At 45.0% G+C, this 19,495-nt stretch carries 16 protein-coding genes; 8 read left to right on the top strand and 8 right to left on the bottom strand.

Annotation, left to right across the window (positions count from 1 at the left end; genetic code table 11):
* A partial coding sequence (locus tag QUB61_RS10220) for a GTPase (RefSeq protein WP_333123362.1) occupies nucleotides 1-939 on the bottom strand: 939 nt, incomplete at its 3' end.
* Between the two features lie 230 nt (nucleotides 940-1,169).
* On the opposite strand from QUB61_RS10220, the gene QUB61_RS10215 reads away from it, so the two are divergent.
* Both QUB61_RS10215 and QUB61_RS10210 read left to right on the top strand, forming a co-directional pair.
* Nucleotides 1,170-1,751, top strand: a complete 582-nt coding sequence (locus QUB61_RS10215) for a hypothetical protein (protein WP_333123359.1) — start codon at nucleotides 1,170-1,172, stop codon at nucleotides 1,749-1,751.
* A 287-nt stretch (nucleotides 1,752-2,038) separates the two neighbouring features.
* Complete coding sequence (locus QUB61_RS10210) at nucleotides 2,039-2,674, top strand: hypothetical protein (RefSeq protein WP_333123355.1); 636 nt, start codon at nucleotides 2,039-2,041, stop codon at nucleotides 2,672-2,674.
* Between the two features lie 187 nt (nucleotides 2,675-2,861).
* Here QUB61_RS10210 and QUB61_RS10205 read toward each other — a convergent pair whose 3' ends face one another.
* The 3 genes from QUB61_RS10205 to QUB61_RS10195 form a co-directional block, all read right to left on the bottom strand.
* Nucleotides 2,862-3,509, bottom strand: a complete 648-nt coding sequence (locus tag QUB61_RS10205) for a Uma2 family endonuclease (protein ID WP_333123352.1) — start codon at nucleotides 3,507-3,509, stop codon at nucleotides 2,862-2,864.
* A gap of 93 nt (nucleotides 3,510-3,602) precedes the next feature.
* On the bottom strand, nucleotides 3,603-4,178 hold the full coding sequence (locus QUB61_RS10200) for a Uma2 family endonuclease (RefSeq protein WP_333123348.1): 576 nt from the start codon (nucleotides 4,176-4,178) through the stop codon (nucleotides 3,603-3,605).
* Between the two features lie 164 nt (nucleotides 4,179-4,342).
* On the bottom strand, nucleotides 4,343-8,338 hold the full coding sequence (locus tag QUB61_RS10195; RefSeq protein WP_333123344.1) for a magnesium chelatase subunit H: 3,996 nt from the start codon (nucleotides 8,336-8,338) through the stop codon (nucleotides 4,343-4,345).
* Nucleotides 8,339-8,873: 535 nt separating this feature from the next.
* On the opposite strand from QUB61_RS10195, the gene QUB61_RS10190 reads away from it, so the two are divergent.
* The 3 genes from QUB61_RS10190 (at nucleotide 8,874) to QUB61_RS10180 (ending at nucleotide 12,435) form a co-directional block, all read left to right on the top strand.
* The gene (locus QUB61_RS10190; RefSeq protein ID WP_333123341.1) at nucleotides 8,874-9,857 is read left to right on the top strand and encodes a calcium-binding protein; all 984 of its coding nucleotides are present in this window, start codon (nucleotides 8,874-8,876) and stop codon (nucleotides 9,855-9,857) included.
* Between the two features lie 153 nt (nucleotides 9,858-10,010).
* On the top strand, nucleotides 10,011-11,069 hold the full coding sequence (locus QUB61_RS10185) for a calcium-binding protein (RefSeq protein ID WP_333123339.1): 1,059 nt from the start codon (nucleotides 10,011-10,013) through the stop codon (nucleotides 11,067-11,069).
* 322 nt (nucleotides 11,070-11,391) lie between these two features.
* Entirely contained in the window at nucleotides 11,392-12,435 is a 1,044-nt protein-coding gene (locus tag QUB61_RS10180; protein ID WP_333123337.1) for a calcium-binding protein, read from the top strand.
* An 82-nt stretch (nucleotides 12,436-12,517) separates the two neighbouring features.
* On the opposite strand, the gene QUB61_RS10175 is transcribed toward QUB61_RS10180, so the two are convergent.
* Nucleotides 12,518-13,240, bottom strand: coding sequence for a Uma2 family endonuclease (locus QUB61_RS10175; RefSeq protein WP_333123335.1), 723 nt, complete (start codon nucleotides 13,238-13,240; stop codon nucleotides 12,518-12,520).
* 79 nt (nucleotides 13,241-13,319) lie between these two features.
* The gene (locus QUB61_RS10170; RefSeq protein ID WP_333123333.1) at nucleotides 13,320-13,796 is read right to left on the bottom strand and encodes an ankyrin repeat domain-containing protein; all 477 of its coding nucleotides are present in this window, start codon (nucleotides 13,794-13,796) and stop codon (nucleotides 13,320-13,322) included.
* Between the two features lie 101 nt (nucleotides 13,797-13,897).
* On the opposite strand from QUB61_RS10170, the gene QUB61_RS10165 reads away from it, so the two are divergent.
* Nucleotides 13,898-15,085 carry an RNA-guided endonuclease TnpB family protein gene (locus QUB61_RS10165; protein ID WP_333123331.1) on the top strand — a complete coding sequence of 396 codons (1,188 nt, stop codon included), beginning with the start codon at nucleotides 13,898-13,900 and terminating at the stop codon, nucleotides 15,083-15,085.
* 78 nt (nucleotides 15,086-15,163) lie between these two features.
* Nucleotides 15,164-16,450, top strand: coding sequence for a lipid-A-disaccharide synthase (locus QUB61_RS10160; protein WP_333123328.1), 1,287 nt, complete (start codon nucleotides 15,164-15,166; stop codon nucleotides 16,448-16,450).
* A 142-nt stretch (nucleotides 16,451-16,592) separates the two neighbouring features.
* On the opposite strand, the gene QUB61_RS10155 is transcribed toward QUB61_RS10160, so the two are convergent.
* Nucleotides 16,593-16,763, bottom strand: a complete 171-nt coding sequence (locus QUB61_RS10155; RefSeq protein ID WP_333123326.1) for a YqaE/Pmp3 family membrane protein — start codon at nucleotides 16,761-16,763, stop codon at nucleotides 16,593-16,595.
* Nucleotides 16,764-16,802: 39 nt separating this feature from the next.
* The gene (locus tag QUB61_RS10150) at nucleotides 16,803-17,747 is read right to left on the bottom strand and encodes a fused MFS/spermidine synthase (protein WP_333123323.1); all 945 of its coding nucleotides are present in this window, start codon (nucleotides 17,745-17,747) and stop codon (nucleotides 16,803-16,805) included.
* A gap of 610 nt (nucleotides 17,748-18,357) precedes the next feature.
* On the opposite strand from QUB61_RS10150, the gene QUB61_RS10145 reads away from it, so the two are divergent.
* Nucleotides 18,358-19,428: an ATP-binding protein gene (locus tag QUB61_RS10145; protein ID WP_333123320.1), complete on the top strand. Its 1,071-nt coding sequence runs from the start codon at nucleotides 18,358-18,360 to the stop codon at nucleotides 19,426-19,428.
* The last annotated feature ends 67 nt before the right edge of the window (nucleotides 19,429-19,495 follow it).

Here is a 19,495-nt window from a genome sequence, read left to right as displayed (position 1 = left end):
TGCTTTATATTCTACCATGCTGTGCCTAGATTGTGAACCTTCTTTTTTGCTGTTACCCCGATTTATTGAGCGGATACCTGCTATGAGCGTTCCTACTATTCCACCTCCTGAAAAACCTATTATTATTGGAACATTTAGAAATCCGGCAACCGTCATTCCAATTCCCATAGCAGCTCCTCCTGACTGAAGAACTGCATCTACAAATTTTCTCCTAATAATTTCTTTTTGTTTGGTGTTAAGATTAGCTCGACTTGTTATATGTTCGGTTAACATAGCTAGGAGCGCAATAGTCCCTTCTTTAGATACTCGCTCTACTATGGCTGTAAAAAGATTTCCCAGCCATTCTTTACCGTCAGGTGTAGTTGTGCTTTTATTGTCTATTGCAATTACTGGAATCCGGTAGGACATATTATCATTACCTATTTCCTTTGCTATGGCTTGTAGAATAATTTGTTTTTTTCTGAGCAATTGGTCTTGATATTGCGAGGGCTTAATGTTATTTGCAAAAGTAAAAACAATAACAGCATATTGCCAAACTATCGGACCCAAAGCGTCTGAAATAATTTTGATCGCTCGCCGATCGTTTTCCGATCTTGTTTCATCTAGTCTGGTAACATACAACATAGAGTCAGGAGCGGGAACTTTTGAACGAATGAGATCTATATATCTTTGATCGTTTCCACTTCCATCGCACAGACCAGGAGTGTCAAAAACAGTAGCTTTAACCCCATTTATCTTAAAATCAAATCCAACAACATCTGCTGTTTCCGGCTCATAGTCATTAACTTTAGATACTTCTTTACCTACTAATGAGTTTACAGTGCTAGACTTTCCCCATCCTGTACGACCTACTACAAAAAATACCAGGCGTTTGTTTTTAGTATTCGCCAACATTCTTTCAAGAGCTTGAATAAAATTTATGCCTGTTGTATCAGTCATGATACTTTGTGAATTTTTCGAGAAAGTTAAGGATTACTTTTGCGTAGAGCAACTACGGTCATTAAAGTATATTTTATAACCAAACTTAAGCTCAGTCAGTCGGAAACATCGGCACTTTCCCCAGACAATCCGATCGCAAATGTCGGAATCTTGTCGGAAATGTCGGAATCTTGTCGGAAATGTCGGAAATATCGGATATAATACGACAAATCCCCGCACACGACAGACCTATGGAAATCGCAGAAGTATTAAAACTCGCAGACGAGCTAATCTTCGCCAAGACGGGAGAACATATAGACTATCTGCAAAAAGCTATCCTTGAAGGGACATTCCAAGGTCGAACATACCCAGAAATTGCTGAAGCGACTCATTCCAGTGAAGGTCATACCAGGGATATCGGTTCGGAATTATGGCAAATATTCTCAGAGGGATTGGGAGAAGATATTACTAAAAGAAATTTTAGAGCAATATTAGAAAAAGCGAAATTTGATAACTTTTCATCAGCTATCGGTAGAGTAGGTAGAGATTATGTAGCGATTAACAACCTCAACATTTGTCAAGAAAGGGCGAGAAGTCCAACAGAACCCCAAAACTCCCAACCAACTTCTAAACAACCCCAAATTGACTTAGGCGACGCACCGGAAATATTCACCTTTTTCGATCGCACTTCCGAACTCTCCACCGTCGAAAACTGGATAACACAGGATCGCACTCGCCTCATCGCACTCCTGGGAATCAGCGGCATCGGCAAAACAACCCTCTCCCTGGGCCTAATCGATCGCATCAAAACCCAATTCGATTACGTCATCTAAGCTGTTGTGCATTTAAATTGTATATTTCGAGTCCCGATCAAAAATCGTCAAATCCTCTCCCCCTCTCCCCTTCACCCCCTCTCCCTCTCTAATACCATAGGCAATCTAGATGCAACACAGCTTATCGCAGCCTCCGCTTTTCCCCCACCCTAGACGCAACCCTCACCAACCTGCTGCAAATCTTTTCCCAACCATCCGAAATTCCCCAAAACATCGAAAGCAAAATTGCCCAAATCCTCGATTACCTGCGAAAAAACCGATGTCTGATTGTCCTCGATGACGTGCAGATGCTTTTGGGCAGCGGACAACTAGCGGGACAATATAAAACTGGATATGAAGATTATCAGTTATTTTTTAAACTTATTGCCGAAGTTTGTCATCAAAGTTGTTTGATATTGAATAGTTGGGAAAAACCCAGAGAAATTGCCAGATTATCAAAAGATAATCATCCCGTGCGATGTTTTGTATTGGGAAGTTTAGGAGTCGCAGCTAAAGATATTTTGAACTCACAAAAGTTATCCGATGAGGAAACATGGGAAACATTGATTGATATTTATCAAGGAAATCCTCTGTGGTTGGAGTTGACTGCAACGCTGATTCAAGAGTTGTTTGGCGGCAGAGTTTCTGAGTTTTTGCACTGCGAGATGCCGATTTTAGATGAAGGGTTGCAATCTCAGTTATCTCAACCTTTTGGGCGTTTGACACAGCCAGAATTGGCAGTGATGACTCACCTGGCTAATCAACCTGAACCCGTTGCTGTGTCGCAAATCTTCAACAAAATACCATTTTCGCCGTCAGAAATAGTCAATGCAGTGCGATCTCTTGGAAATCGCTTTTTATTGGATGCTGTAGAACGGGAACAGATAACTTTGTTTAGTTTGAATTCAGTGGTGAAACAGTATGTAAAAACTAAGTATTCTTAGTCCGCGCACCATCCGGACTTTGTTGGTGTAGAAGCGGTTTCAACCGCCGTCTTTATTTTACCAGACAGGGTTATTCGTGGGGGAGGGCGGGTTTATTTAATCTGTCTGCAAGCTTTCAGGCTATTGGCGAACCCGCCCCTACAGGTTATTAAAAATGGTGCAAGATGTCGAGGTAACAAACCCCGATTTAATTTAAGTGCGATCGCACCCACTCTCTAAACTCTCTAATTCTCGCATTCTCTCCCTTTTCTGAGTCTAGGTTCATAAACTGTGCCAGTTCTTTGACAGGAAACGAGCCAAATGCCAAACTGGTTTCGGACTCGACATAACCCGTATCATTTAAAATGTTAATTATTAGTTTCCCCTGCTTCCAAATCCAAACCTCCGGCACTTTAAGTTCCGCATAAACCGCCATTTTATTGATAGATGAGCTAGTCAAATCCATTTCTACAGCTAAGTCTGGCGGCGGGTCATTTTTGAGATCGATAGTTAACTTTCCCCGCATTAAAGCTTCATTTTGGATATAAAAACATTCATCAGCTTCGTTGCCAGCTTTTTTCGGTTCCGAACGCCAAGTAGATGATTTTAAACCGCGAATTTCAATCCCAATTTCCTCAGAAAGTGCTACAATTAGTCGTCCGAGAGTCCAGCTATACCTTTCATGTTCTGCTAAAGGTATCATAAGCTCTAACGTTCCTTGATAGTAAGTCATGCGCGGCGTTGAACGTTCCGCAAATATTTCTAACAAGTGTTCGTAGGTTTCCCAACTGATATCATGTAAAACCAGGTGAGAACCTGCAAGCTCTTCTTTACTGTACGCCAGGGTTTGAACCATTGCAAATACTCCACGAGAACTATAACTCTATTTTACTCTCTTAAACATTGGACAGGTGCGATTCCCTGCGGGATAGCTTCGCACGCGCGTACTTTACCAAATCGACTCAAGATTCAAAATAAATCCGGGGAGAACATCTTCACCTGATACAGCGGCTGGAGATTCTAGCACTTCAACTTCTTGATTCAGACGGTAAATTTCTACTTGCCGCGACTTGCGATTAATTAACCAACCTAAAACAGCACCGTTATCTCGATATTCTTTCATCTTATCCTGAGTTTCTTTCAAACTATCGCTGGGAGACATTAACTCAACGACAAAATCAGGACAAAGGGGGGGAAATTTCTTTTGTTGTTCGGGGGTTAGTGCATTCCAGCGTTCTAATTTTACCCAAGAAGCGTCAGGAGAGCGATCGGCCCCATTGGGAAGTTTAAAACCGCCAGAGGAATCAAAAACTTTACCCAGTCTATTTTGCTGATTCCAAATCCAAATCTGTGCAGTTAATCCTGCATTGCTGCTGCTAGTTTCTCCTCCTGCTGGTGACATGATAATTAATTCTCCTTTGGCTGTGCGTTCCAGTCTAATATTTTCATTCTCCTGACAGAGTTGAAAAAACTGCTCGTCTGTCAGCTTAATAATTGGATTGAGGTTGAGGGTGAGGGTAGTCATAGCGGTATTTTATCGTAGCTAAACGACCTTTATTGGGGATTGTAGCATATTGAGTGAGTTGCGAGGGCGATCGCTTCCTACTCATCAAAACCCTCGCAAAAATATAAGGACACAGCATTGCTGTGTCCCTACATATTAAAGGCTATCGTCCGAAATTCGGAGGTTTATTCTACCCCCTCAATCCGGTCTTCCACCTCCTGATAAAGTTCACGCAGACGATCCAAATTGTTCTCCGAAGTCTCCCAATAACCCCGGCCATTCACCTCAAGCAAAGTGCTGACTATCTTGCGGAACGAATGAGGATTTAAGTTAAGCAAACGCTTCTGCATCTCCTCATCTTGGATAAACGTAGTGTTGACATCCTCATACACCCAATTATCCACAGCGCCCGCAGTCGCACTCCATCCAGTCGTATTCACCAGACGCTTAGAAATCTCCCGCACGCCTTCATAGCCGTGGGACAACATCCCCTCGTACCACTTCGGATTCAGCAGCTTAGTCCGCGAATCTAAACGCACGGTTTCTGATAGCGTCCGCACCTGCGCGTTGGCTGTCGTTGTATCAGCAACAAAGGATGTCGGTTTCTTCCCATCTGCGCGCAAACTGCCGATCAATTTAGTCGGATCGGAGTCGAAATAGTGCGACACGTCGGTTAGGGAAATCTCGGCAGAATCCAAGTTCTGGAAGGTGACTTCCGCAGTTTTCAAGGATGATTCAAAAATCTTCCGGTCTTGTTCCATTGTTCCGGGATTGTCGGAAGAAAAGGCGAAGGATTTGCGAGTTAAGTACATTTCCTGCAACTCGGCTTCGCTTTCCCAAGTGCTGTTTTCCACCGCCAAGTTGATGTTAGATGAATAGGAACCAGAGGCATTGGAAAATACCCGGGTTGCTGCTTGCCGCAGGTTGATTCCCATTTCTTCCGCTTGCTTCAATGCGTGTTTGCGGACGAAGTTCATTTCTAAGGGTTCGTCGGCTTCCGCTGCCATTTTCACGGCTTTATCTAACAAATTCATTTGGTTGATGAACAAGTCGCGGAATACGCCGGAACAGTTAATTACTACGTCGATCCGAGGGCGTCCCAACTCTTCTAAAGAAAGCAATTCGAGTTTGTTTACCCGGCCCAAAGCGTCGGGAACTGGCTTCACTCCCACCATCCACATTACTTGGGCGAGGGATTCGCCGTATGTCTTGATGTTGTCGGTTCCCCACAACACAACGGCGATCGTTTCTGGGTAATTTCCGCCGTTATCAACGCGCTGTCTTTCTAACAGCCGATCGACTACAACCTTAGCAGACTTAACCGCCCCCGTTGTAGGGATTGACTGCGGGTCCAAAGCGTGCATATTCTTGCCAGTCGGCAAAACATCCGGGTTGCGAATCGGATCGCCACCGGGGCCAGGCAGAACATACTCGCCTTCTAAGGCGCGCAACAAAGCGCCTAATTCGTTGTCGGCACAAACTTGCTGCAAGCAGAATTCCAGATACTCAAACAGCGGTTTAATCGGTTCTGGATCGATTTTTTTGTAACCGGCGGCGTGCAAAGCTTCAAGCCAAGGTGTTTTCTTGCCCATGTTGAAGAAATTCAACTTAGAAACAAGGGAAACTCTACCCTCAGCGTCGGTTTGTTCCTTCACTAAAGCGCCAACGGCATCCCGACAGGCCAAGGTGATGTTTTGCAGCAATTCGACATCAGTTAAAATGCCTTTGTCGCTGTTGGTGTAAATTTCGCCGATATCGCGTCCGAGACTGTTAGCGATAATCCGCGGCAAGCTAATCAGCCCGTCTTCTTCGCGGTCTAAATTGGCGATATTCACCAAAGTTGCGATCGCCTCTTCCGCAGTCGGCGGCTTACCGATAACGTGCAAACCGCAAGGTAACAACCGCGACTCAATTTCCATCAACTTGCGGTAAACCAAGCCAACTAAATTGTCCCGTTCCTCGGCAGTCATTCCCGCAGCAACCCCTCTTTCTTGTTCCGGAGGTAGGGCGATATCCTTGTCCAAATTCACCAAACGGCATTTTTCGACGATCGCATCAACAATCGGCACACCGCGCCCAGTCTCTTTCAAAGTTTGATAAGAAGCAATTAACTCGCTGAGTTCCTGCAAACCTTTGTACAAACCAGCATTTTCCGCCGGAGGAGTCAGATAGCTGATTGTTTCAGCATAACTGCGGCGCTTAGCAATTGTTGCCTCGCTGGGATTGTTGGCAGCGTAATAATAGATATTGGGAATTTTGCCGATCAAACTGTCGGGATAACATTCCCCAGACATTCCCATCTGCTTACCGGGCATGAATTCTAGCGAACCGTGAGTGCCAAAGTGCAGCACCGCATCCGCACCCCAAATGCGCTCCAAATATGTATAGTAAGCAGCAAAACCGTGGTGCGGGCTGGCGGAACGAGAGAATAACAACCGCATCGGATCGCCTTCGTATCCAAAAGTAGGTTGCACTCCGATAAACACATTGCCGAAATGTTTGCCGAAAATCAGCAAATTTTGTCCGTCGCTGTTCAAATGTCCCGGAGGCGGACCCCAATTTTCTTGCAAGCGTTCCGAGTAAGGAGTGAATTCTTCGTATTCAGCTACCGACATCCGGTAAGCAACATTTAATTCGGGACTTTGGTATTGGGCTGTTGCGTCGTGGATGACTTCTTGCATCAGTTTTTCTGCGGAATCCGGCAGTTCTGGCAAGTCGTAACCGTTGCCTTTTAAGGCTTTCAATACTTGGTAAATCGAGCCGAAAACATCCAGATACGCGGCAGTTCCGACGTTGCCTTTGTCCGGCGGGAAACTGAAAACTGTGATCGCAACTTTTTTATCTAATTTTGGTTTGCGGCGCAGCATTGCCCACTTCATAGCGCGCTGGGAAATTGCTTCGATCCGGTCTTGCAGGGCGATCGCCTTGCCAGTTGCGCCATCTCTTCCCGACAAAATAATCGGTTCGATCGCGCCATCCAACTCGGGAATGGCAATTTGCAAAGCAACTTGAATCGGGTGCAAGCCTAAATCGCTATTTTCCCACTCTTCCGTCGTTTGGAAAACCAGCGGCAAAGCCACCATGTAAGGGCAATTTAATTTTTTCAAAGTCTCGATCGCCTTCGGGTGATCTTGTTTCGCCGGGCCGCCCACCAGCGCAAAACCAGTCAGAGAAACCACCGCATCAACTATAGGCAGCGCTGCCACACCTTTGGTCCCAACTTCCAAGAAAAAAGTTTCGACTGGTTTCGAGAAGTCCAAACCGCCGGCAAAAATCGGCACCACCCGCGCCCCCATTGCCTCCAATTCCTGCACCATTGCTACATAGTGCGCGTCATCTCCCGTGACTAAGTGAGTCCGCTGCAACACCAAGCCGATGCAAGGTGCCAGGGGGTCTTTGAGGTCTGCGGAAATATCTTTGCGGGCGTTGTACCAGGTGAGGTATCCTTTTACATCCTCAAACATCGCCGGTGCCAAAGGATGCCAAATTCCCATATCCGGGTAGACAACGGGCTCTTGAAAAGTTAGCTGTTCCTGGCCTTTGAACACATATTTATGTGACAGCATCAGCAAGAAGTTTTCCAAGTTTTCTTGGGAACCGCCCAGCCAATACTGGAAACTCAGCATGAAGTTGCGCGCGTCTTGGGCTTTGTCAATGGGCAAATATTTCAGCACTTTCGGCAAAGTTTGCAGCAGTTTCAGCATTCCGTCTTGGAAGGAACTCCCGGATTTTTCCTTCCGTTTTTTCATGAATTCGCCGATCGCACTTTTGCTTTGTCCCAACTGTGCCATCGAGAAACTGCCCATTTTATTTAGCCGCATCACCCCTGGCATCGACGGGAAGACGACGGCGACATCCAAGCTGTCGCGCAGCGGTTCCACCGCCGCTACCACTTTTTCTGCCAAATCTTCGATGAAAATTAGAGAAGCAATAAATACATTGGCATCCGCCACATCCCGCTTGAAGGCTTCGTAATTTTCCGGGCTGCGGAGTTCCTCGATCAGGTAGCCGCTGATTTCTATTGCCAAATTCGGATTTTTCTTGTTTATCGATCGAACCGCTGCCGACAGGGCGCTTTGATACTGCGGTTCTAGTACGACATAGACCACCTTCATGAGCGATCGCCCCTGCAAGTTTTCCGGCACGACGTGGCGAATGGTGGGCTTGACGTGAGTAAACATCCGGTTAGGCTCCTTTAAGATGCTGTTTTCGGGAATCGGGAATTTTTTTATCCCATAAGCATTTTTACCAGAAAATGCTTGCCATTAGGCGATTTGAGCCTGCATATGACACAATTCGACAAATTTATGGCAATTTTTCGTTACATTTTTTTATAAATTCCTTGAGCAAATACTCCAGATTTTATTTACAAAATTTTACTTGACAAATTTTATTTTATATGTATAAGATTAATTTGTTTGATAAAAATAATTAAAAATTAACCAACCATTGAGAAAGAAATCCTGAAAAAAGTGCCAAGTTTTGTAGAATAGATCGAACTTGCGATCGAGCAATTAACTGATGGAAAAAAGGCATAATTTGTGAAGGCAGAATGTAGCCTTCGGATAATTGCTGATTCACCAAAATTGATATGTTGCCAGGAACTTAAAACCATTTCATAACGTCTGTTGTATCTAAGTTCCTGATTGGCGATCGAGTTCATGGAAAGCTAAGGGGTATTCACGATCAAACTCATCAAAACCTTAGGGGGTAAACATGGCTAACTACGCAATTTTTGACGAACAATTCTACCTCGCCTCATATCCTTGGGTCAAACCAGCCATTGATGCCGGAGTCATCCAATCCGGAAGAGAACACTTTGAAAAATTCGGGCGAGAAGGCGGTCTAACTAAAGTATCGCGTTATTTTGACGAAAATGCTTACCTTGCTGGGAATCCAGATCTCGCACCTTTCGTCCGCACAGTCAACCCAAACGCGCCTTTTGCGACCGGACTCGACCACTTTATCCAGTTCGGTTACGATGAAGGACAGCGCCGCACCCAAGTATCGCCTGAGTACAACGAAAGCTTTTATTTAGCAAACAACTCTGAACTCCAGCCGTTTATTCAGAACGGAACTTTCAAATCAGGGTACCAGCATTTCGTTCAATTTGGGGCCAAAGAAGGCCGTTTTGGAACTTCATTTTTTGAACCGGAATACTTAAAAGAAAACCCCGACATCGTACCGTTTGTCAACTCTGGAAACTTGAAAACAGGCAGGGAACACTTTTTCAATTTCGGGCAATTTGAGCCTGCCCGCGACGCGACTTTTGTCGGCACCCGTAGCAACGATGTTTTAACTGGTGTGGGCGTGGGCGATGTCGAACTGGTGGGAGTGGAAGTAGGTATCGATCCGGGCCGCAACCGGCAGTATGAAAGCTTTGGGACCAATGAATTCGATGTCCTGATTGGTGCCCCAGGAGCTGATACGTTCGTACTCGGAGTTCCTGCTACAGCGGGGAATGTCACCCCGACACCGCTGTATTTGGGTAACGGTCAAGCTACGATTCGCAACTTCGACATAGAAAACGACTTTATCCAACTGCAAGGAACTTCTTTAAACGGCTACAGCCTGACTCCGGTTGGCAACAATTTGTCAATCCAGCGTTTTGGAGATGTGCTCGGCGTGATTGAAGGAGGATCAAGCTTGGGTTTGACTTTCCAAGAATCTAACGGTAACGGTACTTTCTTGATTGGATAGTCATTAGTCATTAGTCATTGGTCATTAGTCATTAGTCATTAGTCATTAGTCATTAGTCATTAGCTCAGGCTGATGATTAATGACTTTTTATTGAGGTGGGCGATTCTTCTATAAAAAAGTACGATCGCACTTTACATTCTTAAAAAAGCAACAATGAATTACGATATCTTCGACGAACAATACTACCTTGCCTCATATCCGTGGCTGAAACCAGCCATTGATGCAGGAATCATCAAATCTGGAAGAGAACACTTTGAAAAATTTGGTCAAGCCGCCGGCCTCACAAAAATATCGCGGTATTTTGACGAAGATACTTACCTTGAGGGAAATCCAGACCTTAAACCCTTTGTCCGCACAGTCAACCCAAACGCGCCTTTTGCTACCGGACTAGACCACTTTATCCAATACGGTTACGAAGAAGGTCGCACTCGCGTATCGCCTGAGTATGACGAAGCGTTTTATCTCGCCAATAATCAGCAGTTGCAGCCGTTTATTCAGAATGGAACCTTTAAAAACGGCTACCAGCATTTCATTCAATTCGGCCTCAAAGAGGGTGAGTTTGGGACTTCATTTTTGGAAACACGATACTTAGAAAGCAACCCCGATGTTCGGCGGGTTGTCGAATCGGGAGCCTTGAAAACTGGTCGCGAACACTACTTCAATTTCGGGAAAAACGAGCCAAACCGGTCTGCTACTTTTGTCGGAACTTCCGGCAATGACATCCTCACTGGTTTAGGGGTGGGGGATACCGTATTAATAGGAGTTGAACTAAGTGATGTTACAAGAATTAATGGCGTTCCCTTCCCCAGGCCATCTTATGGAAGTGACGGCAGCAATGAATTCGATACTCTAACTGGCGGTAGCGGCCGCGATACATTCGAGTTGAGGAGTATATCTGTCGGTATAGGAAGTGGTAGACCGATGATTTCCTTTGACCAGTTGTACATCGGGCCGGGTTTTGCTACAATTCGGAACTTTACGCAAGGTCAGGATATCATCGAGCTAGCGATTTCCTCAGATCGATTATTGGTATTTCCCATCAACAATAATCGAGATTTAGCTATTCAACAGAAGGGCTTCCTCGTCGTTAACAATGGAGTTACCGAAACCACTCCCTCTGATACGATCGCTGTTATTGAAGGCGGCGGCAATCTCAGTTTGAATATATTACCAGAGGCATTACCTAGTGGTTTTAAATCTTTCCTTGGCTAAAAATCTCGCAGCTATTCAGGGTTTGCCTTAGTCCATCATGGGGAGACTTATTAATTTAAAAATCTGGAGATACAATTGCCATAATTCAGGGGAGAGCAAATCTAAATCTGCAAGAAAGTGGGATAATAAATTCCTTTAATCCTCCAGCAGTTATCACTTTCCTCGGCTAGACATCTTGCACAAGAATCAATCAGCCTTTTAGGGGATGACTCTTGGGCCAACCCCACAATAAAATTGAACTTTAGCTTAGCAGGTCTGAAAGGTTGTTCGTGCAAATGGTGCAAGATGTCCGATCGCAGCTTACTCTCTTCAAGGAACAACGATGAATTACGATATCTTTGACGAACAATACTACCTTTCGCAATATCCTTGGGTGAAACCAGCCATTGATGCAGGAGTCATCAAATCTGGACTAGAACACTTTGAAAAATTTGGTCAAGCCGCCGGCTTAACCAAAGTATCGCGGTATTTTGATGAAGCTACTTACCTCGCTGGCAACCCAGACATCGCTGCCTTAGTCCGCACCCCCAACAACCCAAACGCCCCTTTTGCAACCGGGCTAGACCACTTTATTCAATACGGCTACGAAGAAGGTCGCACTCGCGTATCGCCTGAGTATGACGAAAAGTATTATCTAGCAAATAGCCGATATTTGCTGCCGTTTATTCAGAACGGAACTTTCAAATCAGGCTACCAGCACTTTATTCAATTCGGAAAAAAAGAAGGTCTTTCTGGGACTTCATTTTTTGAACCGGAATACTTAAAGAAAAACCCCGATATTGTGCCGTTTGTCAACTCTGGAGCCTTGAAAACTGGTCGCGAACACTACTTCAAGTTCGGGAAAAACGAGCCCAGCCGCTCTGGAACTTTTGTTGGAACTTCCGGCAATGACATTATAACTGGTTCCGGCGTAGGGAATGCCGAATTAATTGGAGTTAATGTAGGTGTAGAACGTTTTGACGGCGCCCGAGTGTATGAAACTGATGGCAGCAATGAATTTGATACTCTCATTGGCGGTATCGGTAGTGATAAATTTGTGTTGGGCGACTATCAACCATTATCCCGTAATCTGCAATCCCCTCTAGCAAGGTTCTACGTCGGGCCGGGTTTTGCTACAATTCGGAACTTTACCCAAGGTCAGGATAGCATCCAGGTAAATGTGAGTTCCTCAGATCAATTATTGGTATTTCCCATCAACAATAATCGAGATTTAGCTATCCAAAGGAAGGAGGAACCCCTCGTTCAGAATGGAATTTCCGTTCCCTCAACCACTCCATTTGATACAATTGCTGTTATTGAAGGCGGCGGAAATCTCAGTTTGAATGTATTACCAGAATCTACTGTTTTTAGATTTTTAGTTGGGTAGAAATCTCGAAGGTATTCAGGATTTGCCTGATTGCTGCTGGGGAGCGCGATCGCACATTCGCAAAAAGGGCGATCGCACTTTCCTATTCCGGCAAATCACCAAAGCGATCGCGGTATCTGGCAAGCTGCTGTTGTATTTCCTGGGCTCTTTGTTCTGATTCCTCGGCTCTTTGTTGTGCTCGATCCGCAGTGTCTTCAGCCGTCAAATACCTACTACCTCGTTCGTCAAACCAGTACAAAACCTCCAACTGTCGTTCCCCATCGCTGTACCGACCTCGACCAATTCCTAAACCCACTTCCGGCATCCAGAAAGGTTCACCAATTTGCTGTTCGTACTCACCATTTACCAAACGATAAACTTCAAACGGTTGATGTTGGTCTCGCCGCCAGTAGTAAGGATTGTAAATCACATAGTACAGCACGCCCAACCGCGCATAAATATCAATTTTTTTATCGTATTCACCGCCGTAAGTTTGAGAAACAATCTCTAGGGCAAAAATCGGGGGAATATTATTTTCTTCCCACAGGACGTAACTGAGGCGCAAAGTATCGCCTTTGAATCTTTCGACACCCAAACTCAAGAAGCCGTCAGGAACAATTGGAACCAGATGACTTACTCCCGTGGTGTGATAAACTCCCATATCCACCGCAAAAAACCAGTCGTTCCGCTGCCGCCAGTGAAATTTCAGCAAGAATAACAATAAGTTGGGAAGGAAGTTTTGATTTTCGTTATCCACAGGAGTATCATCCGAAGAAGGAAGTTCGGCGCTAGTTGGCAAACGCATTTCTCGATCGAATAGTACCATGATAGAAAAATGGCAAATTTATTGATTAATTGTATCATCCAGAAACCGGGTTTCTCGAATAAACCCGGTTGCTAAGTCTTTAATGGCGATCGCGCGCTAGCTTCAAAACCTCAACCGCATCTTTGTGGCCTTCCGAAGACGCCCAAATTAACGCAGTCCAAGTATTATTATCCTTAGCTTTGATATCAGCTCCTTTATCGATTAAAATTTCCACAACTTGAGTGCGCCCGCTGCCTGCAGCACTCATCAAAGCGGTCAAACCAAAATTAGTTTTAGCATTCACATCCGCTCCCGCCTCCAGCAAAAGCTGTACAATCTCGCTATGCCCGGCAGCAGCGGCACTCATTAACGGCGTCCACCCGTCATTATCCTGACTGTTTGCCTCCGCACCTGCAGCCAGCAATTTTTTGACGATCGCAGAATTGCCAGCCTCAGCCGCAGCCGTCAAAGCCGTCTCACCTTGCTCATCTTTGGCATTGATATCTGCACGCTGTTCGATCGCACTTTCTACAGCCGCAACATCACCCGTCAAGACGGCATTAATTAAATCTGTCATCAGAAATTTGGGTTTGAAACCCCGTCCTTCTAGGACGGCTTTACAAAGATTTTACATTGAGTCGAGCATCGATATCACAATCGAAGTGTTAGACTGTGAGCATGACGCTCAAAGCCTTCAGCTATCGATTCTACCCAACTCCGGAACAAGAGAGTTTGTTGCGACGGACAATGGGTTGCGCTCGTTTAGTATACAACCGTGCGTTAGCCGTAAGAACCGAGGCATTGTACAAAGACCAAAAACGGGTAGGGTATGCTGAAACCTCTTCAATGCTAACCGAATGGAAGAAAACAGAAGAGTTAGATTTTCTCAATGAAGTTAGCTGCGTACCGTTACAGCAAGGCTTGCGGCATTTACAAACGGCTTACACCAATTTTTTTGATGGGCGGGCGAAATATCCCAACTTCAAGAAAAAACGCAATGGTGGTAGCGCAGAGTTTACCAAATCTGCTTTCAAGTTTAAGGATGGACAAGTTTACTTAGCAAAGTGTGCCGACCCGTTGCCAATTCGTTGGAGCCGGATGCTACCTGTCGGTTGCCGACCATCAACCATTACGGTGAAGCTTTCACCATCTGGTAGGTGGTCAGTTTCCCTGTTGGTGAATGTTGAAATTGAAGCATTACCTCAGTCAGGCAGTCAAGTTGGTATTGACTTGGGCATTACAAGTTTACTCGCTTTGAGCAACGGTGAAAAGATTGCCAATCCCAAAGGATTCAAGGCAAAATATCGCAAACTTAGAAGAGCGCAGAAAGCTTTAAGCCGGAAACAGAAAGGGTCAAACAACCGTCACAAAGCACGACTCTTCGTAGCGAAAGTACATCAAGAAATTGCTGATGCAAGAAAAGATAATCTTCACAAGTTAACAACGCGGTTGGTGCGTGAAAACCAAACCATCGCCGTAGAAGACTTAGCTGTGAAGAATATGATTAAAAACCGGAAACTTGCTGTAGCTATAAGTGATGCAAGTTGGGGGGAATTAGTCAGACAACTTGATTACAAGTGCGATTGGTACGGTCGTACTTTAATTAAGATTGACCGAGGGTTTCCGAGTTCAAAACGGTGTGGCAATTGCGGACACATCGTTAACAAGATGCCGTTGAATATCCGGGAATGGGATTGTCCTAATTGCGAGACGCACCATGACCGAGACATCAACGCGGCAAAGAATATTTTGGCGGCAGGGCTTGCCGTGTTAGTCTGTGGAGCGACCGTAAGACCCGAACAGAGTAAATCTGTTAAGGCAGGTGCGAAACCCCGTAAGGGACAGAAGCAGAAACCTAAATCGTGAGGTTTGGGAATCCTCGCCGTTCTACGGCGGGGTGGATGTCAAAAAATCTCCCTTGCATCCTCTCAAATCTTAAATCCTATGGCAGTAGATATTTTAATCCTCTCCAACGGCCCCGGAGAATTGGCAACTTGGGTGCGTCCCGCCGTGCAAGCTTTGCGCGAGAAATTGCGGAACGCGGGCACTCAAGCGCGAATCTCTGTGGTGCTGTCCCCCTGTCCGCACGCCACCGGGAAAGAAGCACAAATCGCCCGTTCCTACCCAGAAGTGGACAGAGTGCAGGCGCAGGAGCATTTTTTTCCATTCTTATTATCGGGCAAAACTGCTGAAAATTGGGATTGGCACGAAACAGGAGTTGTTTTGTTTTTAGGCGGCGATCAATTTTTTACAGTTGTGATTGGAAAAAGGCTAAAATATCGCACTGTTATTTATGCTGAATGGGACGCGCGGTGGTATCGCTGGATTGATAAATTTGCGGCGATGAAACCTGAAGTTTTTGCCAAAGTTCCCCAAAAATATGCTAATAAATTTACAGTTGTGGGAGATTTGATCGCGGAAGTTGCTCGTTCCCAGGATGAGCCTGGAAACGCATATCCAGAGTCCGAGTCTCGTACAAAAATAGAATTAATTGGATTGTTGCCCGGTTCTAAAGCCGCCAAATTAGCTTTAGGTGTACCGTTATGTTTGTCGATCGCCCAATCAATCCATCGCATCCGCCCTCAAACTCGCTTTGTAATTCCCGTTGCTCCTACTTTAGATGTGCAAACTCTAGCAGGTTTTGCCGACCCCAAACAAAATCCTTGCCTGCATTTATTTGAGAACGCCAGCGCGGAACTTCATTTAACAGAACGGCCGTTTTTGCAGACAGCAAATAAGTTGCAAGTAGAACTTTGGACCGAGACGCCCGCCTACGATTTGCTATCAGAATGCAGCCTGTGTTTAACTACTGTGGGAGCGAATACTGCCGAATTGGGTTCGTTAGCTGTACCGATGATTGTTTTGATTCCGACGCAGCAATTGGATGCGATGAAAGCTTGGGACGGATTGCCGGGATTGCTGGCAAATTTGCCGTTAGTGGGTTCAGTTTTTGCTACGGCGATTAATTGGCTAATCTGGCAATTGGGAAAGGGAAAGCTTTATGCTTGGCCGAATATTTGGGCAGGGGAGGAGATTGTGCCGGAGTTAATTGGGAAGCTGGAACCGGATGCTGTGGCTCAATTGGCGATCGACTATTTGAGTTATCCTGATAAATTAGCAAAAATGGGCGATCGTTTGCGTGCGGTTCGAGGAGAATCGGGGGCGGCGAAAAAAATTGCTGAGTTGGTTTGTGAAGAAATTGAGGTGCAATCTAATTCTGAGATGAATTAGATTTTTTTATTTTTAACCGCAGAGGTCGGCGGATGAACGCGGATGAACGCAGATTTAATACGGATTAATTGGTGAAAACAGGCAAAAGAAATTTTATTTTCTCTGGCCTGTTTTTTATCCAAAAACTGGATTGGCCCTCAAGTTAAACTCGATCGTGCTTGGCAATCACCCAAACAGCGTGAATGATGCCGGGAATAAAGCCCAAAAACGTGAGAACCAGGTTGATCCAAAAATCAGTGCCGATGCCTACAGTCAAAAATACGCCCAGAGGGGGAAGAAAAATTGCAGCGACTATGCGGATTAAATTGCTCATCTCAGTTACTCCAAACGAGTTTTCTCTTTCAATTTAACTTCACTGACTGACAGAGCCTTTCCCGAAAAATTTAGGCGGTGCTGCCATAGTGTAAACTTCGGTTTCAGCAGCGATTACCTGCCGCAAGTGGCCGGGAACTTGCATCAACCCCAACAGTGTAATCCCGTCCAACATCCGCAACCCGCCAGTTGTTTTCTCGGCGAGTAATTTGTCAGTAGCTTCGGGTTCTGGCCGCGTATTTATTTCTTGAGTTGAAGCTATGGCAAAACCCCAAGGAGCTCCGTAAGTGGAAATAAAGCTGGTACAGGATTGAACGTTGGGGAAAACCGATTTCAGGGTATTGACAATGCGAGCGTGCATTTTCATTTCGGCCGGAGAAACTGGCCCTGCTTGCACTACGAAATATCCGTTAGGCGACATTACGCTGCGAACTTTCTCAAAATACTCCTTGGTAAACAACTGGAAAGATGGACCTTCTTCTATGGGATCGGACAAGTCAGAAATGACTATATCCCAATCTTTGTCTGTTTTGTCTAAATAGTCTAAAGCATCGCCGATTACTACTTCGCAGCGGGGGTCGTCAAAGGCGTTTTGGTGCATTTCTGGGAGGTGTTCGCGGCAAGCTTCTACTACTTCGCCGTCAATATCGATCATCACGACTTTTTCAACTGTTTTCCAGCGCAGCACTTCTCTAATTGTAGCTCCTTCTCCGCCGCCGAGAACGAGCACTTTTTTGGGGGAACCGTGACCAATCATCGCTGGGTGCACCAGGGGTTCGTGGTAGAGAAACTCGTCGCCTGTACAAGATTGCCATTTGCCGTCCAAAACTAAGCCTTTGCCGTAGGTACCGGTCTGAACTACGTACATTTCTTGATAGGCTGTTTTTTTGTAAGCGAGCACGCCGATGATGCCGTGAACGTAAATATCCCAAGGGGTAATGTACTCGCTCATCCAAAAGTCTGCACGAACTTCGCTACCTGACATCAATTACTCTCCAAATATAAACTTCTGTGTCAATGTGGTCACAAGTAGTAGTTCTTAGCACAAAATGGTGCGGGTATGTAAGTACGATCGACACATTGGAGCGAGATTTCTCAGCAATGGTATGGTGTGATTGCGTTCTGGGAGAGCCCAATTGGCTTGGTACTTGAGATTGCTTGCCCGATCGCGCGCCCAGTCGATCGTACTTTTCCCATCTCCCACCCTCACTCGGTCACATTTAATATTTTCGCTTTGGATTGCCGGCGGGTTTTGTACCAATGTTGTCTGAATCGGGCAATTTTTAGCGCTGGGCCCGGCTTTATAAGTTTGCGATCGCCCTGCTTATTTATCAAAAATCGGATGAAAACCCCGCAAATGCGAGTGCGGGTAATAAAAGTGGCGAGCGGTTTTCACCAGAGTTGTTATTAATATCTTGACATTTTGAATCTATATTAGATAAGATTTTTAGACAGACTAAAATAAAAGAAGTGTTGAATTTTTCGGACAAAATTGCCTAGGCGATGTGCGACGAAATTCTAACTAGGTAAAGGGTGCCAATAAATTTAGTAATAAAACTGTTCTTACACTATTTGTAGGTGCAAAATAATAGCCGATGGAACTAACAGACTGGGAAAACATAATCAAAGAGCTGGAAAAGGAAAATCGTATGCTGCGGGAAAAACTCGAAACTTCGGAAACCGAACGCAGCCAATTAGAAGCCCTTAATCAAAAAAAAGAATATTTGCTAAAAAGTGTCACTGAGGAATTTAGAGATTCCGAAAATCTTTTAAAAGCAAGAATGTCTACACTAGAAAAAGCTCTGGAAAACCAGCAAACAATGCAGCTCAAATTGATTGAAGCCGAAAAAATGTCGGCTTTGGGAATTTTGGTAGCTGGTATCGCCCACGAAATCAACAATCCCGTCAACTTCATCTACGGCAATATTACCTATGTCAATGACTACACTGCCGACCTTTTAAAATTGCTGGCAATGTACCAGGAGCGGTATCCCGAAACAGATGCAGAGATTGAAGCTTTTATTGAAAAAATTGACCTCGACTTTCTGCGCGAAGATTTGTTGAAAACTCTTTCATCAATGAAAGTTGGCTCCGATCGCATCCGCGAAATTGTGCTGACTTTACGCAACTTTGCGCGGGTAGATGAAGCCGAAAAGAAACCAGTTAACATTCACGAAGGAATTGACAGCACCTTATTAATTTTGCAGAATTTAACTAATGAAAAACCCGGTTATCCGGCTATAAAAATTGTTAAAAATTATGGAAAGTTGCCGAATATTGAATGTTATGCGGGGCAATTAAATCAGGTATTTATGAACATCATTAATAATGCTGTTGATGCCCTGCGGGAGCGAGACAAAAAGTGTGACCTAGGCGAGAGAGAAGCCAACCCCAGCCAGATGGAAATTACTACTTCTATAATTTCCGGAAATTGGGTAAGAATTAGCATTAAAGATAATGGTCTGGGAATGAATGAAACTGTAAAAGGTAAAATATTCAATCCGTTTTTCACGACCAAACCAGTCGGTCACGGGACGGGTTTGGGACTGTCAATTAGCTATCAAATTGTTGTGGACAAACACGGCGGGAGGTTGGAGTGCATATCCGCAATTGGAGAAGGGACTGAATTGGCGATCGAGATTCCGATCGCCAATTCCCGCAGCTAAGAGCGATCGATCGAGCTAAACTGAGGGATAATGAAAACTCCCTTTGACCGCTGCTCCTCCTAGTTTG

The sequence above is a fragment of the Microcoleus sp. C2D2 genome, assembly GCF_036702495.1.
In the GTDB taxonomy this organism is placed as follows: Bacteria; Cyanobacteriota; Cyanobacteriia; order Cyanobacteriales; family Microcoleaceae; genus Microcoleus.
Note: the sequence above shows the minus strand (reverse complement) of the source record. Positions and strands in the feature narration are given on the sequence as shown.

What these genes read in the sequence shown, in the direction of transcription:
- QUB61_RS10185 (WP_333123339.1), top strand. Translation starts at nt 10,011, where the DNA reads ATGAATTACGATATCTTCGACGAACAATACTACCTTGCCTCATATCCG.
- QUB61_RS10150 (WP_333123323.1), bottom strand. Translation starts at nt 17,747, where the DNA reads ATGTCAGGTAGCGAAGTTCGTGCAGACTTTTGGATGAGCGAGTACATT.
- QUB61_RS10195 (WP_333123344.1), bottom strand. Translation starts at nt 8,338, where the DNA reads ATGTTTACTCACGTCAAGCCCACCATTCGCCACGTCGTGCCGGAAAAC.
- QUB61_RS10170 (WP_333123333.1), bottom strand. Translation starts at nt 13,796, where the DNA reads ATGACAGATTTAATTAATGCCGTCTTGACGGGTGATGTTGCGGCTGTA.
- QUB61_RS10155 (WP_333123326.1), bottom strand. Translation starts at nt 16,763, where the DNA reads ATGAGCAATTTAATCCGCATAGTCGCTGCAATTTTTCTTCCCCCTCTG.
- QUB61_RS10160 (WP_333123328.1), top strand. Translation starts at nt 15,164, where the DNA reads ATGGCAGTAGATATTTTAATCCTCTCCAACGGCCCCGGAGAATTGGCA.
- QUB61_RS10190 (WP_333123341.1), top strand. Translation starts at nt 8,874, where the DNA reads ATGGCTAACTACGCAATTTTTGACGAACAATTCTACCTCGCCTCATAT.
- QUB61_RS10215 (WP_333123359.1), top strand. Translation starts at nt 1,170, where the DNA reads ATGGAAATCGCAGAAGTATTAAAACTCGCAGACGAGCTAATCTTCGCC.
- QUB61_RS10165 (WP_333123331.1), top strand. Translation starts at nt 13,898, where the DNA reads ATGACGCTCAAAGCCTTCAGCTATCGATTCTACCCAACTCCGGAACAA.
- QUB61_RS10200 (WP_333123348.1), bottom strand. Translation starts at nt 4,178, where the DNA reads ATGACTACCCTCACCCTCAACCTCAATCCAATTATTAAGCTGACAGAC.
- QUB61_RS10205 (WP_333123352.1), bottom strand. Translation starts at nt 3,509, where the DNA reads ATGGTTCAAACCCTGGCGTACAGTAAAGAAGAGCTTGCAGGTTCTCAC.
- QUB61_RS10210 (WP_333123355.1), top strand. Translation starts at nt 2,039, where the DNA reads ATGCTTTTGGGCAGCGGACAACTAGCGGGACAATATAAAACTGGATAT.
- QUB61_RS10175 (WP_333123335.1), bottom strand. Translation starts at nt 13,240, where the DNA reads ATGGTACTATTCGATCGAGAAATGCGTTTGCCAACTAGCGCCGAACTT.
- QUB61_RS10145 (WP_333123320.1), top strand. Translation starts at nt 18,358, where the DNA reads ATGGAACTAACAGACTGGGAAAACATAATCAAAGAGCTGGAAAAGGAA.
- QUB61_RS10180 (WP_333123337.1), top strand. Translation starts at nt 11,392, where the DNA reads ATGAATTACGATATCTTTGACGAACAATACTACCTTTCGCAATATCCT.